The sequence below is a fragment of the Paenibacillus sp. genome (assembly GCF_031177825.1).
Classification (GTDB): domain Bacteria; phylum Bacillota; class Bacilli; order Paenibacillales; family YIM-B00363; genus Paenibacillus_AE.
In genome coordinates, this window is record NZ_JAPSKE010000011.1 from 156,932 (window position 1) to 172,055 (window position 15,124).

13 protein-coding genes and 1 rRNA gene are annotated in these 15,124 nt (G+C 59.9%); 12 read left to right on the forward strand and 2 right to left on the reverse strand.

The features are described 5' to 3' along the window. Window positions 1-17 precede the first annotated feature (17 nt). The 3 genes from RIN49_RS15020 (at window position 18) to RIN49_RS15030 (ending at window position 5,218) form a co-directional block, all read left to right on the forward strand. Window positions 18-896 (forward strand): carbohydrate ABC transporter permease, encoded by an 879-nt coding sequence (locus tag RIN49_RS15020; protein WP_309120979.1) that lies wholly within the window; start codon window positions 18-20, stop codon window positions 894-896. Between the two features lie 70 nt (window positions 897-966). Next, window positions 967-2,670, forward strand: coding sequence for a type 2 periplasmic-binding domain-containing protein (locus tag RIN49_RS15025; protein WP_309120980.1), 1,704 nt, complete (start codon window positions 967-969; stop codon window positions 2,668-2,670). 181 nt (window positions 2,671-2,851) lie between these two features. Continuing rightward, the gene (locus RIN49_RS15030) at window positions 2,852-5,218 is read left to right on the forward strand and encodes a glycoside hydrolase family 95 protein (protein ID WP_309120981.1); all 2,367 of its coding nucleotides are present in this window, start codon (window positions 2,852-2,854) and stop codon (window positions 5,216-5,218) included. Between the two features lie 65 nt (window positions 5,219-5,283). Here RIN49_RS15030 and ytvI read toward each other — a convergent pair whose 3' ends face one another. Beyond that, window positions 5,284-6,381, reverse strand: coding sequence for a sporulation integral membrane protein YtvI (gene ytvI, locus RIN49_RS15035; RefSeq protein ID WP_309120982.1), 1,098 nt, complete (start codon window positions 6,379-6,381; stop codon window positions 5,284-5,286). A 149-nt stretch (window positions 6,382-6,530) separates the two neighbouring features. Between ytvI and RIN49_RS15040 the strand changes: the two genes are divergently transcribed. From RIN49_RS15040 to RIN49_RS15070, 7 genes are all read left to right on the forward strand, one after another. Continuing rightward, window positions 6,531-6,905 (forward strand): ATPase, encoded by a 375-nt coding sequence (locus RIN49_RS15040; protein WP_138198348.1) that lies wholly within the window; start codon window positions 6,531-6,533, stop codon window positions 6,903-6,905. A gap of 126 nt (window positions 6,906-7,031) precedes the next feature. Then, complete coding sequence (gene gatC, locus RIN49_RS15045; RefSeq protein WP_309120983.1) at window positions 7,032-7,319, forward strand: Asp-tRNA(Asn)/Glu-tRNA(Gln) amidotransferase subunit GatC; 288 nt, start codon at window positions 7,032-7,034, stop codon at window positions 7,317-7,319. A 76-nt stretch (window positions 7,320-7,395) separates the two neighbouring features. Continuing rightward, the gene (gene gatA / locus RIN49_RS15050; protein WP_309120984.1) at window positions 7,396-8,856 is read left to right on the forward strand and encodes an Asp-tRNA(Asn)/Glu-tRNA(Gln) amidotransferase subunit GatA; all 1,461 of its coding nucleotides are present in this window, start codon (window positions 7,396-7,398) and stop codon (window positions 8,854-8,856) included. A 26-nt stretch (window positions 8,857-8,882) separates the two neighbouring features. Beyond that, on the forward strand, window positions 8,883-10,331 hold the full coding sequence (gatB, locus tag RIN49_RS15055) for an Asp-tRNA(Asn)/Glu-tRNA(Gln) amidotransferase subunit GatB (RefSeq protein ID WP_309120985.1): 1,449 nt from the start codon (window positions 8,883-8,885) through the stop codon (window positions 10,329-10,331). 65 nt (window positions 10,332-10,396) lie between these two features. Next, window positions 10,397-10,909: a DUF6677 family protein gene (locus RIN49_RS15060; protein WP_309120986.1), complete on the forward strand. Its 513-nt coding sequence runs from the start codon at window positions 10,397-10,399 to the stop codon at window positions 10,907-10,909. Between the two features lie 110 nt (window positions 10,910-11,019). Continuing rightward, complete coding sequence (locus RIN49_RS15065; protein ID WP_138198339.1) at window positions 11,020-11,454, forward strand: Fur family transcriptional regulator; 435 nt, start codon at window positions 11,020-11,022, stop codon at window positions 11,452-11,454. 117 nt (window positions 11,455-11,571) lie between these two features. Next, the gene (locus RIN49_RS15070; protein ID WP_309120987.1) at window positions 11,572-13,329 is read left to right on the forward strand and encodes a glycosyl hydrolase family 18 protein; all 1,758 of its coding nucleotides are present in this window, start codon (window positions 11,572-11,574) and stop codon (window positions 13,327-13,329) included. 76 nt (window positions 13,330-13,405) lie between these two features. Here the strand turns inward: RIN49_RS15070 and RIN49_RS15075 are convergent, their stop codons facing one another. After that, window positions 13,406-13,738: a DUF2614 family zinc ribbon-containing protein gene (locus RIN49_RS15075; protein WP_309120988.1), complete on the reverse strand. Its 333-nt coding sequence runs from the start codon at window positions 13,736-13,738 to the stop codon at window positions 13,406-13,408. A gap of 130 nt (window positions 13,739-13,868) precedes the next feature. Between RIN49_RS15075 and RIN49_RS15080 the strand changes: the two genes are divergently transcribed. Both RIN49_RS15080 and RIN49_RS15085 read left to right on the forward strand, forming a co-directional pair. Continuing rightward, entirely contained in the window at window positions 13,869-14,729 is an 861-nt protein-coding gene (locus tag RIN49_RS15080; protein WP_309120989.1) for a nucleotidyltransferase-like protein, read from the forward strand. 306 nt (window positions 14,730-15,035) lie between these two features. Continuing rightward, a 16S ribosomal RNA gene (locus RIN49_RS15085) occupies window positions 15,036-15,124 on the forward strand; the annotation flags it as partial.

A 15,124-nucleotide genomic window follows, 5' to 3' on the forward strand; every position in this document is an offset into this window, starting at 1 on the left:
AGGAGGAATCGCGCAACATGCATACGTTCCATCGCACGCCCGGGGAGAAGCTGTTCGACGCCGCTAACGTGGCGCTGCTGGCCTTAGTCGCGTTCGCTACGCTGTATCCGTTCTACAACATCTTGATCACGTCGCTCAACGATCCGATCGACGCGGCCCGCGGGGGCGTCACGTTCTGGCCCCGCGTCTTCTCGCTCGAGAACTATAAGATGGTGTTCCGCGACGAGAGCATCTTGTCCGCGTTCTTCGTCACCGTCGCCCGGACGCTCGTCGGCACCGCCTGCGCCGTCCTGTTCACCTCGGCGTTCGCTTACGGCGTTTCGAAGCCGGACCTGCTCGGGCGCAAGCTGTTCCTTATGATGGCGATCGTGACCATGTACTTCCACGGGGGCCTCATCCCCGAGTACCTGCTTATCGCGAAATATTTGCACCTGAAGGGCAACTTCTTGGTGTACGTCCTGCCGACGCTGTTCAACGTGTTCAACGCCATCATCATCTTGACGTTCTTCCGCGGCATCCCGAAGGAGATGGAGGAGTCGGCCAAGGTGGACGGCGCGAACGATCTGATCGTCTTCTTCCGGCTCGTCCTGCCCGTCTCGAAGCCGGTGCTCGCGACGGTCGCGCTGTTCAACGCGGTGTTCCATTGGAACTCCTGGTTCGACGCGATGCTGTACGGCGGACCGGATCTGAGAACGCTGCAGCAAATCTTGATGCAGATCATCAGCTCGAACAGCAATGTCAGCTTGATCGCCAGCAACCTTGGGATGAAGACGGTCACCGCCGAGTCGGTGAAGCTGGCGACGATGGTCATAACGACGCTGCCGATCGTCTTCTCGTATCCGTTCCTTCAGAAATACTTCGTGAAGGGCATTATGATCGGGTCCGTCAAAGGATAAGCGAGGCTTGCGCGGGAAACCGTTAAGCATACAAGACTAGGGGAAACACAGAAAAGGGAGGATTCATCGCATGAACCGAATGAAGAAAGGCTTATTCTCGCTTCTCGCGTTATCCGTCGTATTGGCCGCCTGCGGCGCGAAGGAAGAAGCCGCGCCGACGACGCCGGCCGAAGCCGAGGGCGGTACGCAGACGGCGGGAGGGACCGACGCGGCGCCGGCGGATCCGAACGAGCTGGAATACAAGTCCGACACGTCTCCGTTCACGTTCCGTCAATACTTCTATGGCACATGGGCTTCGAACTACTTGTGGAAAGACCAATACGCGATGAAGCTCGTGACGGAGAAGACGGGCGCGACGATCGACCGATTCCTCGCGACGGGCAACGACAACGACTTCCTGAACACGATGATCGCCTCCAACGATCTGCCGGATACGCTCATGCTCGATTGGAACCATCCGCAGGTGACGAAGCTGATCAACAGCGGCATGGTGTACTCGCTCGACGAGCTGATCGACCAGTACGCGCCGAACTTCCGCGGCCTGCTCGACGAAGAGTTGGTGAAGTACCATTCCGTGAACGGCAAGCTTTGGTACCTTCCGAACTTCTACGAGACGAAAGACCGTCTCGTGAACGGCGTGCCGATTACGCCGATCCGCCCGTACTTCGTCCGCAGCGATATCTACGAAGCGCTCGGGAAGCCGGCGATCGAGACGGAAGAAGATCTCATCGCGTTCCTTAAGGACGCGAAGGCGAAGTATCCGGACCTGAGCCCGCTCGGCATGGAATCGTTCGACGTCTCCATGTGGGGCTTCCAAGGCAGCTTGTCGATGGATTCCCTCATCTACTCGTTCTCGCCGAATCACCAGGAGAACCGCATCAAGGACGACGAGAAGCTGCTTACCTACCCGATGCGCGATCCGGGCTTCATCGAGGCGTTCCGCTTCGTGAACCGACTGCAGAAGGAAGGTCTGTTCGACTCGCAGCAATTGATCGCGAAGCAGGAGCAATACGAGGAGAAAATTTACGGCGGCCAATACATCGTATCGAGCGCGTTCATGAACAACATCTATACGATGTACAATCCGAAGATCGAAAGCACGATCGGGGCGGACAAGAAATACGTCATCCTGAACCCGCTGAAGGTGGACGGGCAAGAGCCGCGTTATCCGGCGCAGCGGCTCATGGGCTGGCAGGGCTTCTTCATTACGAAGAACGCGAAAAACCCGGACCGGATCATCAAGTTCTTGGAGTACGCTTGGTCGGACGAAGGTCAGATGGATTTGCGTTACGGCAAGGAAGGCGAGACGTACGACATGGTCGACGGCTTGCCGCAATACAAGGAAGAAGTGAAGCAGCTCGAGCTGTCCGACAACGCGGCATGGTATAATAAGTACGGACTGACCGCTTCCACGCTCATGTGGCGCGCGGGCCAGCTGTGGGACGACGCGGAGAAGCGCGACTTCATGAAGAACCAACCGGAGCAATACGCGGCTAAAGAAATGATCGCTCAATACAATTTCGACGGCAACGCGCTCGGCCTCGACAACATCGAGCCGGAAGGGTCGACGCCGGAAGGCGTCATCAACGCGAAGATCAAGGATCTGTGGAACAAGACGATTCCGAAGCTCGTGCTTGCGAAGAGCGACGCGGAGTTCGACGACATCTACGCGGACTTCGTCAAGGACATGGATAAAGTCGGCGCGGCGAAGGTCGAGAAGGTCATGTACGAGCGCCATATCCTCGATCTGCAGAAGAAGGGCGTCATTCAGTAATTTTCGGGAAAATGCATAGCGGAAGGGGGCGGGCCGCGAGGCCGGCTCCCTTTTTCCACGATTCAGAAAGTATTTCCTGCGGATATAACACCTGAATCGTCTCGGGAAACGGATGCCGTCCTTCGGAGGACGGAGAAGCCGTTGATCCTTGGCATAGCGGAGAAGGAGAGGAAGCGCTCGGATGAAGAAGCAACGATTATGGTACAAGCAGCCCGCCGCGGCGTGGGAGGAAGCGTTGCCGCTCGGCAACGGCCGCCTCGGCGCGATGGCGTTCGGAGGCGTCCGCGAGGAGCGGTACGCGTTGAACGAGGACACGTTATGGTCGGGCTTCCCGCGGGATACGAACAATTACGAAGCGATGCGGTATTTGAAGACCGCGCGGGAGCTGATCGCGAACGGCGATTACGGCGCGGCGGAGACGCTCGTTCGCGACAAGATGCTCGGCGCCAACGTGCAGTCGTACGAACCGCTGGGAGACCTGCGCTTGACGCTGCACGCGGCGGACGGCGAACCGGAGGCGTACGTCCGGGAGCTCGAGCTCGACTCGGCCGTCTCGACGGTCCGATACAAGCTCGGCGGCGTTACGTATGTGCGGGAGGCGTTCGTCAGCGCGCCGGATCAAGCAATGATCGTGCGCCTCTCGACCGAAGAAGGCGCGCCGTTCGACGTCGACGCGGCGCTGGATTCGCCGCTGAAGCACGCCGTCGCCGCGGCCGGGGACGACTTGCTGCTGCAGGGCCGGGCGCCGACGCATATCGCGGACAACTACCGCGGCGATCACCCGTATTCGATCCAATACGAGGACGATGCCGGGCTGTCATTCGCGATCCGGCTGCGGGCGATCGCGGACGGCGGCGCTGCCGCTGCGGCCGACGGAACGCTTCGCGTGCGCGGAGCGCGGTCCGTGACGTTCCTGCTGACGGCGGCGACCGACTTCGAGCGGTACGACGTCATGCCGAAGCCGGGCGCCGCTCCGCTCGCGGCGACGTGCGCCTCCGCGCTCGACGCGATGCGTTCGATGCCCTACGGCACGCTTCGGGCGCGACACGAGGCGGAGCACCGCGCGCTGTTCGAGCGGGTGGAGCTGACGCTCGGGAACGGCGAAGCCCGCGAGACGGCGGACGAGACGCCGACGGACGAGCGGCTCGCGCGGTACCGGGAAGGCGTTCGGGACGATCGGCTCGAGGAGCTGTATTTTCAGTATGGGCGGTATTTGCTCATCGCGTCGTCGCGTCCGGGCACGCAGCCCGCGAATCTGCAGGGCATCTGGAACGACCGGGTGCAGCCGCCATGGTGCTCCGATTACACGACGAACATCAATACGCAGATGAACTATTGGCCCGCGGAGCTGTGCAACCTGAGCGAGTGCCATGAGCCGCTGTTCGGAATGATCGCCGACCTGAGCCGGACGGGCGCCCGGACGGCGGCGGTCCATTACGGCGCGCGCGGCTGGACGACGCATCATAACGTCGACCTGTGGCGAGCGTCGACGCCGACGGGCGGCGACCCGAGTTGGGCGTTCTGGCCGATGGGCGGCGTCTGGCTGTCCCGTCACCTCTGGGAGCATTACGCCTTCAACCTGGACGAACGGTTCCTTCGCGAGACGGCCTATCCGCTCATGAAGGGCGCCGCGCGGTTCGCGCTCGATTGGCTCGTCGAGGGGCCGGACGGCATGCTCGTCACGAGTCCGTCCACGTCGCCGGAGAATCGCTTCCTGCTGCCGAACGGCGAGCCGTGCAGCGTCTCGGCGGCGACGACGATGGACCTCGCGCTCATCCGCGACCTGTTTGCGAATTGCCTCGAAGCGTCCCGCGTGTTGACGATCGAGGCTGCGGACGACGCCGCGTTCGCGGAAGAGCTCCGCGCCGCGCTCCGCCGCCTGCCGCCGTACCGCGTCGACGCGCAGGGGCGCCTGCAGGAATGGCTGGAGCCGTTCCCGGAGAGCGAGCCGGGGCATCGGCACGTGTCGCATCTGTACGGCTTGTATCCGGGCGAGGACATGACGCCCGACGCGGCGCCGGCGCTCGCCGAGGCGTGCCGCGCCACGCTCGCGAGCCGGCTCGCGCACGGCGGCGGCCATACCGGCTGGAGCGCGGCCTGGCTCGTTAACTTATACGCGCGGCTGCGCGACGGGGAATCGGCGTACGAATACGTGTTCACGCTGCTCCGCCGCTCGACGCTGCCGAACTTGTTCGACAACCATCCGCCGTTCCAGATCGACGGCAACTTCGGCGGCGCGGCCGGCATGGCGGAGATGCTGCTGCAGAGCCACGGCGGCGCGCTGCGGCTGCTGCCGGCGCTGCCCGCGGCGTGGCCGGCGGGCAGCGTCCGCGGCCTGAAGGCGCGCGGCGGCTTCGTCGTCGACGTCGTCTGGGCGGACGGCCGCCTCGCCGGCGCGACCGTGCGCTCGAACGCCGGCGCCCGCTTGCGCCTTGCGGACGGCGCGGGCTACGTCGTCCGCGACGCGTCCGGCGTCGCCGTCGCGCCGGATGCCGACGGCGGCTTCGCCACGGCGCCCGGCGGCGTCTACGCGATCTCGCTCCGTTAACGCAACGCGAAATCCCCCGTCCTCGGCTCTAGCCGGAACGGGGGATTTTTGGGATTGCGCGAGGTTTATACGTCCGTGCGCTCGTATTCTTCGGGCGGCATTCGGATCCACTTTTTCAAATAACCCTGCTCGTACAGCGCCTTCAATAGAATGATCAGGATCGGCGACAGGATGAGGCCCGCCACGCCGAACAGCGACATCGAAATCATCATGGCCGACAGTACGGTGAACGCCGAGACGCCGAGCGAGTCGCCGGTAATCTTCGGCTCCATGATTTGCCGGAACGTGAGCACGATGGCCAGCAGCACCGATAAGCAGATGCCGAGGAAGAGGTCGCCCGTAATGAAGCAGTAGGCGATCCACGGCAGGAAGACGGCCGACACGCCGAGCAGCGGCAGTACATCGAACAGCCCGGCGAGCAGCGCGAGGGAGAACGCGTTGTCGATTCGAAGCGCGAGCAGTCCGATGAAGACGATCGCGAAGGTGAAGCCGATCAGCTTCAGCTGCGCCTTGATGTACGCCATCAGGCCGAGCAGAACGTTGTCGCGGAGAAAGACGAACGCATTCTTGAACGTCTTCGGCGTCTTCGTCTCGGCGGTCCGCCGCCAGAACGGGATCTCGATGCTGAGGAAGTAGGCGAGCACGACCGCGATCGAGAAATTAAATAGAAACGTAGAGAACGACGTAATGATGCCGACGAAATAGTTGAGCACCGTACCCGCGAAGCCGGTCGCCCAATCGCTGAGCCCGGCGAGCGCGCTCTGGATTTGTTCCACGGCGCCGACGGGAAGCGCGTTGTACTGCTCCTGCGCGTATCGGACGCCTTGCAAAATATGGTCCTGCAACATCGCGGAATTGCGTTCGATCGCCGAGACGAGTCCGATGACCTGCGTCGCGACGATGGCGCCGAGACCGACAAAGACGAGCAGGATGATCAGCATCAGGACGATGATGGCGATCGCGGCGGCGATCGACTTCTTCATGCCGCGTTTGTGCATGAAGCGAGCCATCGGCTCCATAAGATAGAAAATAACGAACGCGAGCAGAATCGGCGTGGCGATGCGGTAGACGAAGCTGAACGCATACATGAGCAAGTATACGGTCAGCGCGATCAACCCGATGTCGAACGCGGTTCTCCAATATTTTCGGTAGAAGCTTTGCAAGCGGATTCGCTCCTTTTCCTAAACTTTGCTAGCTATATCATAACCGATCTCGCGAAAGTAGACACCTGCCGCGTTTTTTAGTAGGATAAAAGGCAAGAATGGATAACGAGAACGACAATTTCGATAAATTGCATAAGGGGGGTACCGCAATGCTGCGATTGGGACAGAAGGTGATTCTCATGGGCGACAAGTTCGAACAAGGCTTGCCGATCGGGGAGCACGGCTTCATTATTGCGTACGACCGCAACCCCGACAACGCTTTCGACTATGTCGTGCGCGTGCCGACGATGAATAAGCACGTCTTCGTACCGAAGGACGACGTCGAATTGGAAGAGACGCTGCTGCAGCGCGAAGCGGAACGCGTCGAGAAGGAGTCGCTGATCGACTTCGCCCTGGCGACCCGGAACGAAGCGTTGTTCAAGCGGTTGTTGAACGGGGAAGAGGAGCCGGCGCAGGAGAAGCCGAAAGAGACGCCGAACGCGTCGGATTTCGTGAAACAAGTGAATTTGCGGGCGTGGATTTAAGAGGAAGCTCGCCTAATATGGAGAAAGCCTGACCGCGGGATCGTCGTTCAGGCTTTTTTTGCATGGCGCGAATTTTATAATATATAATGAGAGAACTTGTATTTAGATATCGGAGGTGCCCCGAAAGTGAGCGTAACGTTGAAAGATGTAGAGCATGTCGCGAAGCTGGCCCGCTTGGCCTTGACCGACGCGGAGAAGGAACGGTTCACGGAGCAGCTGAACGCGATCTTGAAATATGCGGAGAAGCTGAAGGAGCTGGACACGGAAGGCGTCGAGCCGACCACGCACGTGCTTCCGGTGAAGAACGTCCTGCGAGAAGACGAAGCGAGACCGTCGTGGCCGGTCGAAGAGACGCTGGCGGGCGCGCCGGACGAAGAAGACGGGCAATACCGGGTGCCGGCCGTACTCGAATAACGACTTCGACCATGCATGAAGCTTGCGATACCCATGGAAGCATGCGTTACATATATGAAGGAAAGGGTTGTTCCCGTTGTCTTTATTCCAATCGAAACTGCGAGACATTCAAGACCGGCTTCATAAGAAGGAGCTGTCGGTCACCGATCTGGTCGACGAGAGCTACCGTCGAATCGGCGAGGTAGAGGATCGGGTCCAGGCGTTCCTGACGCTGAACGAAGAAGGGGCCCGCCGCCGCGCGGCCGAGCTCGACGGTCGGCTCGGCGACGGCGAAGCGAAGGGGCTTCTGTTCGGATTGCCTGCCGGCATCAAGGACAATATCGTTACGAGAGGGCTGCGCACGACGTGCGCGAGCAAGTTTCTCGACAACTTCAAACCCGTGCATCATGCGACCGTCATGGACAAGCTGGATGCGGCGCAGTCGATCACGATCGGCAAGCTGAACATGGACGAATTCGCGATGGGCGGCTCGAACGAAAATTCCGCCTACCACGTCACCCGCAATCCGTGGAATCTGGAACACGTCCCGGGCGGCTCCAGCGGCGGCTCGGCCGCGGCGGTGGCGGCGGGCGAGGTGTTCTTCGCGCTCGGCTCCGACACCGGCGGTTCGATCCGCCAGCCCGCCGCATATTGCGGCGTCGTCGGCTTGAAGCCGACGTACGGCCTCGTGTCGCGCTTCGGTCTCGTGGCGTTCGCTTCGTCGCTCGATCAGATCGGCCCGGTGACGCGCTCCGTCGAGGACGCGGCGTACGTGCTGCAGGCGATCGCCGGCCACGACCCGCTCGACTCGACCTCGGCGAACGTGGACATCCCGGATTACCTAAGCGCGCTTACGGGCGACGTCCGAGGCCTCCGCATCGCCGTGCCGAAGGAGTACTTCGGCGAAGGCATCGACTCGGCCGTGAAGGACGCCGTTCTCACGGCGCTCAAGGCGCTCGAGTCGCAAGGCGCCGTCTGGGAGGAAGTGTCGATGCCGCATAACGAATACGCGGTCGCGACGTATTACTTGCTTGCGTCGTCCGAGGCGTCCTCCAACCTGGCCCGCTTCGACGGCGTCCGGTACGGCGTTCGTTCCTCCGAGGCGGAATCGCTCTTGGACGTATTCGTGAAGTCGCGCAGCGAAGGCTTCGGCGACGAAGTGAAGCGCCGCATTATGCTCGGTACGTACGCGCTGAGCTCGGGATATTACGATGCGTATTACTTGAAAGCGCAGAAGGTGCGCACGCTCATTAAGCGCGACTTCGACGAGGTCTTCGAGAAGTTCGATCTCGTGCTCGGGCCGACGGCGCCGACGCCGGCGTTCAAGCTCGGCGCGCAGGTGGACGACCCGCTGACGATGTACCTGAACGACATCTTTTCGATTCCCGTCAACTTGGCCGGCGTGCCGGCGATCTCGGTGCCGTGCGGCACGAACGCGGAAGGTTTGCCGATCGGCCTGCAGCTGATCGGACGCGCGTTCGACGAATCGACCGTGCTTCGCGCGGCTCACGCGTTCGAGCAAGCGACGGACCATCATAAGCAAAGACCGAACCTATAAGCGAAGCTGAGGAAGGAGGAACCCCCATGACGCAAGCCACCGAACGAAAATACGAAACGGTCGTCGGACTCGAAGTGCACGTAGAGCTGCACACGAACTCAAAGATTTTCTGCGGCTGCTCGACCGCTTTCGGCGCGCCGCCGAACTCGCATACGTGCCCGATCTGCCTCGGACATCCCGGCGTCCTGCCGGTGCTGAACAAGCGGGCCGTCGAATACGCCATTAAGGCGGCGATGGCGCTGAACTGCGAGATCGCGACGGAGAGCAAGTTCGACCGGAAAAACTATTTCTATCCCGACTCCCCGAAGGCGTATCAGATTTCTCAATACGACCAGCCGATCGGCAAGAACGGGTGGATCGACATCGAAGTGAACGGACAGACGAAGCGCATCGGCGTGACGCGGCTGCATCTCGAAGAAGACGCGGGCAAGCTGACGCATCTTCCGGCCGGCGTCGGCTCGCTCGTCGACTTCAACCGCGTAGGCACGCCGCTCGTCGAGATCGTCTCGGAGCCGGACATTCGCAGTCCGGAGGAAGCGAGAGCGTATCTCGAAAAATTGAAGGCGATCATGCAATATTGCGAGGTCTCGGACGTAAAGATGGAAGAGGGGTCGCTCCGATGCGACGCCAACATCTCGATCCGTCCGTGGGGACAGAAGGAATTCGGCACCCGCGCCGAGCTGAAGAACATGAACTCGTTCCGCGGCGTGCAGCGCGGATTGGAATACGAAGAGCTGCGCCAAGCCGACATTCTCGACGGCGGCGGTCAGGTCGTGCAGGAGACGCGCCGATGGGACGAAGGACAAGGCAAGACGTTCTCGATGCGCGGCAAGGAAGAAGCGCACGACTATCGCTACTTCCCGGACCCGGATCTCGTGAAGCTGTATATCGACGACGCGTGGAAGTCGAGCATCCGGGCGACGATTCCGGAGCTGCCGGATGCGAAGAAGGCGCGTTACGCCGCCGAATACGGCTTGTCGACGTACGACGCGGACGTCATTACGGCGTCGCTGCCGCTCGCGCGCTTCTTCGAGGAAAGCCTTCAATTCACGAAGGACGCGAAAGCCGCGGCGAACTGGATCATGGGCGACCTGCTCGGGTACTTGAACGCGAACAATCTCGAGCTGAAGGACGTGAAGATCACCGGCCGCGGGCTCGGCGAGATGATCGGTCTCATCGAAAACGGTACGATCTCCACGAAAATCGCCAAGTCGGTGTTCAAGGACATGATCGAGACGGGCAAGTCGCCGCAGACGATCGTGCAGGAGCAAGGCCTCGTGCAAATCAGCGACGAAGGCGAGATTAAGCAGGTCGTCGATCGCATCGTCGACGCCAACCCGCAATCCGTCGCGGATTACAAAGCGGGGAAAGAGAAGGCAATCGGCTTCCTCGTCGGCCAAATCATGAAGGAAACGAAAGGCAAGGCGAATCCGGGCTTGGTCAACAAGCTGATTTTGGAGAGGTTGAACGGATAACGTACGCGATTCGTCTTGGAAACCGATCGGACCGGCGCTAGACTGCCGAGCGCCGCTCGGTTTCTGTGCGGTTCGCGCGAGCGACGGAGGGGGCGACCGAGATCGATACACCGAAGAAGAAGAAGTGGGTCGCCGGCCTGTTATCGGCGCTGTTCCCCGGCATCGGGCATCTGTATGCGGGGGCGATGCAGCGAGGGTTGTTTTTTATGTTGATCCTCGTCGGCAACATTTTCGGCGTCGTCCTCGTCTCTATTGAAGGGATCGTGCCGCTCATCGTGCTGCTCGGCATTTTGATTCCGGTCGTCTACTTCTATACGCTCTTCGATGCGCTGCAGACGACGGATCGAATGAACCGCTTCGACGGCGATGCCTCGGGCGCGGCGTCGCCGCAGCGCGGACGCTCGTCGCTCGCGCAATACGCCTTCATCGGAGGCGGACTGCTGTTCGCGGCGTACTGGGCGACGACCGGCGGCGAAGGGCTCGATTCCATCGCGGGAGACAACGGCCCGTTGATCGTCGCCGGTGCGCTTATTTTGATCGGCGTCTTCGTGTTTTTGTCGGGCGCCGGGAAAAAGTGAAAGGCGCCGGGGGCGGGCGCATTCGTTGACAAACGGCGAGAAAGCGACGTACAATAAACTAAGACTTTTTAGAATGACTATAAACAGGAATGAGGATGGGGGGAGCGTTTATGGCGATGGAGCTAGATATGGCGTTGGATAAACTGAAATCGACCGGGGTACGCATGACGCCTCAGCGGTATGCCATCTTATCCTTCCTGCTGCAATCGATGACCCATCCGACCGCGGACGAAATTTATCGGGCGCTTGCAGACCGTTTTCCCAGCATGAGCGTAGCGACCGTATATAATAATTTGAAGGTGTTTATCGAAGCGGGGCTCGTGCGGGAGCTGACGTACGGCGACGATTCCAGCCGGTTCGACGCGGATATGTCGGAGCATTACCATGCGATCTGCGAGCACTGCGGCACGATCGCCGATTTCGAGTTTCCGCCGTTGACGGAGATCGAGGTCGCCGCCGCGACGCATACGGGATTCCAAGTGCACGGCCACCGCATGGAAGTGTACGGGATTTGCAGCGCGTGCGCTAAGCGCGTATCGCACTGAGATTGGAAGAACAGTTACATGATCGATTTCGCGCGTGCCGTATTCCCGGGTAGGGTTCGGCACGTTTTTATTTTTCGAGTACGATAAAATTTCTATTCCTTCCGGAGGTGAGACATCGTGCATACAGCGACCGTACCGCCGCCGAGACGCAAGCGCCGCGGCCGAGGTTGGTCCTTCCTTTTCTTTCTTATGATGACGATCGCGCTGCTCGGCGTCGCTTTGGTTTGGTTCTTTCGCAATTACGGTCCCGTCGATACGCGAATCATCCCCGATTACGGCTCGGACAAGCCGGTGTTTTATCAAGGCGCCGCGATGGACGGAAGCGCGGTCGGCACGGGGGAAGGCTTGAAGCTTCCCTTGTCGCTGCTGCAGGAGGTCGTCGATCCGAACATTCGTTACGAGGACGCGACCAAGTCCGTCATTATCGCGACGGAGCATCGCGTACTGCGGATGGTGAGCGACCAGCTGACCGCGTGGTCGAACGATAAGCCGTTCGAGTTGCGCTTCCCGGTCGAGCACGGGGATGACGGCGTCGTCTACGTCCCTATCGATCCGATCCTGACGATCTACGGCCTGGTCGTCTCCGAAGCCGCGAATACGGGGATCGTGACGCTCGCTCGCGCCGGCGATACGTTGGCCCGCATCGAAGCGCCGGCGGCCGCCGGCGGCGAAGAGCGGCGGCGGGACGTCGCCGTCCGGTCCGAGCCGACGGTGCGCGCCCCGATCGTCGACGACTTGGCGCCCGGCGAACGGGCGGTCGTCTGGGGCGAAGCGGAGGGATGGTATAAGGTGCAGACGGACCAAGGCTTCGTCGGATTCGCGGACGAACGATCCGTTCGTTGGGCCGGCGCGGAGGTCGTATCCGGTCCAGACGCTCCCCAAGCGGCCCCATATGTTCCCGATCGCCCGATGGGGAAGAAGATCGTGCTCGCTTGGGAGCAAGTGTACGAACGAAATCCGGACGCGACGAAGTTCGGACCGATGCCGGGGCTGAACGTCGTCTCGCCGACGTGGTTCCACGTCATCGACGGCGAAGGCGCCCTCGAGAATCGAGCCGACGCCGCCTACGTCCGTTGGGCGCATGACCGCGGCTATCAGGTGTGGGCGCTCTTCAGCAACAACTTCGACCCGGATATGACGGCAGAGGCGTTGTCCACGTACGATCGGCGAATGTCGATGGCGAGGCAGCTCGTCAGCTGGGCGCAGCTGTACAAGCTGGACGGGGTGAACGTCGATTTCGAAAATGTGCACGTGAAGGACGGTCCGAACCTTACGCAGTTTATGCGCGAGTTAACGCCTCTGCTGCACGAGGCGGGGTTGACCGTATCGATCGACGTGACGTTCGCCGGAGGCAGCGATACGTGGTCGAAGTTCCTCGACCGGAAGGCGCTAGGGGGCATCGTCGATTATATGATGGTGATGGCATACGACGAGCATTGGGCGTCGAGTCCCGTCGCCGGCTCCGTCGCTTCGCTGCCATGGGTGGAGAACGGGATGCGCGTCATTATCGAAGAACACGGCGTTCCCGCGGAGAAGCTGCTGCTCGGAGTACCGTTTTACACGAGAATCTGGACCGAAGAGACCGTGGACGGGAAGAAGAAGGTGTCTTCGAAAGCGGTGGGCATGAAGGCCGTAGCGGATTTGATCAATGAGAAGGGTTTACAGCCAGAATTGGACGAGAAAACCGGACAACGATACGTTCAGTATGAAGAGGACGGCGCCGTGAAGAAGATTTGGATCGAAGACGAAATCTCGATGAAGGCGCGAGCCGAGCTCGCAAGGGAGCTTGGGCTCGCCGGCGTCGCGGCGTGGAGCCGCAACTTCGCGAACGATACGATCTGGAGCACGATAGACGAAACATTGCATCATAAATAACTTCGTTCCACGGAAAATAAAAAAAGATGAGCGGAGCCCCGAAGTTCGAGGTTCTTCTCATCTTTTTCCTTATTCATTAAGAGTTCCGCGCTTGGGAAGGGTCCAGCGTAAGAATCGTCTTGCAGTACATGCAGCGGTCGGTCTTGCCGAGCATCTTCGTCATCTCGCCGCATTCCGGGCATTGCAGTTGTACCGCGCTAGTCGACAGCATGCCGGCCCAAAAGTAAATCGCCATGCTGCCCAACATCGTAATCAGTCCGAGGACGAGCCCGATGCCGGTAATGATGCTCGAACCGGGAAACTTAAAGACGATCGCCGCCGTTCCGGCGATCATGAAGCCCATGCCCGCCAGCATCAATACCAAGCCCCATAACCGGAACTCGTTCACCTTGCTTGATTTCAAGCGCATTCGTATCTTCTCCTCTTTCGGTTGAAAAAATGCTCGCCGTTCGGCAGGAAACCGCCCATCGCCGTAGAATATATGTTCTATCTCAAAATGCACGAAGCGTATCGGATAAAGACATGGGGGCTTGTGGGTTATGATCAAATCGTTCGTCGAGCGGCATTACGCGGACAGACCGGATGTGATCGCGGCTGCGTACATCGAGAAAACGATGCAGTTTTCCGCATTGATCGACGGCTTCGACGCGCTGATTATCGTCGTTACCGACAGCGATCGTCAGCAATGCTTCACCCATCATTATAGTAAAGACAAGACCTACATACAAGAAAGATGGTACGACCGTGGGACGTTGGGGGCGCTGTTAGCTCCGACCGGCAATCGCGACGTGCAACAATGGCTGTTAGCGGGAGAGATCGTATTGGATAAACAAGGGTTCCTCGAGGAAAAGCGGGAGACGCTGCTCGCGGTGACGCCCGAGAAGCGGGACGAGCGGCTGTTTCAGGAATTCTCGTTGTTTTTGCGTCATTTCCTATTGAGCAAGAATGACTTGGAGGCTGGCGACCTGCTGGATGCGCACAGCCATATTCTGACGGCGGTCCATCACTGGGCCAAGATTTCCGTCGTCGAGAGCGGGCATGTACCGGAGCTTACCGTCTGGAAGCAGGTAAGAAGCATTAATCCGGGTATCTTTAAGCTCTACGAAGAACTGTCCACGAATACGGAGACGTTGGAGCAACGCGTTCGACTCGCGCATCTGGCATGCGATTTCTCGGTGATGTCCAAACTGAAGGATTGCTGCCGACCGCTACTGCGCATCTTGTCCAGCCGCTCCGAGCCGTGGAGCGCCGCGGAGCTGGAGCGGCATCCCGATCTGCACGCCGTCCGGACCGAGCTCCATCTCGTGCTCAAGAAGCTGGTGCGCCGTTCGCTCATTCAGGAAGTGTTCGTCGCTTCCGATCCGAGCCTGGACGTGTTGGAAATGAAATACACCAGTTAACATACGGAAGATCAGATGGGATTTGCCTCCGGCAAATCCCTTGACTTTTGGTTTTGTCATGTGATAAATTATCTCCTGCACGCCAAAAACGGTTGTTCGAAAGGACGACCCCGAGAGCCAGCGATCATTTGGTAAAAAAATAATGGTTGCAATCGGATAGGCGGATGTGGTAGTATATAAAAGTCGCCGCTAAAAATAAGGCGACAATGAAATAAAGCTTGCACCTTGAAAACTGAACATGAGCGCATATGCTTTTTTTAAAGAAGTAAAGCTAGCTTGTAATGAGCGCAGCAGTTTGAACTACCCTTTTTGGAGAGTTTGATCCTGGCTCAGGACGAACGCTGGCGGCGTGCCTAATACATGCAAGTCGAGCGGAGTTGTTCCTTCGGGGACAG

What these genes read in the sequence shown, in the direction of transcription:
- RIN49_RS15020 (WP_309120979.1), top strand. Translation starts at nt 18, where the DNA reads ATGCATACGTTCCATCGCACGCCCGGGGAGAAGCTGTTCGACGCCGCT.
- RIN49_RS15025 (WP_309120980.1), top strand. Translation starts at nt 967, where the DNA reads ATGAACCGAATGAAGAAAGGCTTATTCTCGCTTCTCGCGTTATCCGTC.
- RIN49_RS15030 (WP_309120981.1), top strand. Translation starts at nt 2,852, where the DNA reads ATGAAGAAGCAACGATTATGGTACAAGCAGCCCGCCGCGGCGTGGGAG.
- RIN49_RS15040 (WP_138198348.1), top strand. Translation starts at nt 6,531, where the DNA reads ATGCTGCGATTGGGACAGAAGGTGATTCTCATGGGCGACAAGTTCGAA.
- gatB (WP_309120985.1), top strand. Translation starts at nt 8,883, where the DNA reads ATGACGCAAGCCACCGAACGAAAATACGAAACGGTCGTCGGACTCGAA.
- RIN49_RS15065 (WP_138198339.1), top strand. Translation starts at nt 11,020, where the DNA reads ATGGCGATGGAGCTAGATATGGCGTTGGATAAACTGAAATCGACCGGG.
- RIN49_RS15075 (WP_309120988.1), bottom strand. Translation starts at nt 13,738, where the DNA reads ATGCGCTTGAAATCAAGCAAGGTGAACGAGTTCCGGTTATGGGGCTTG.
- RIN49_RS15080 (WP_309120989.1), top strand. Translation starts at nt 13,869, where the DNA reads ATGATCAAATCGTTCGTCGAGCGGCATTACGCGGACAGACCGGATGTG.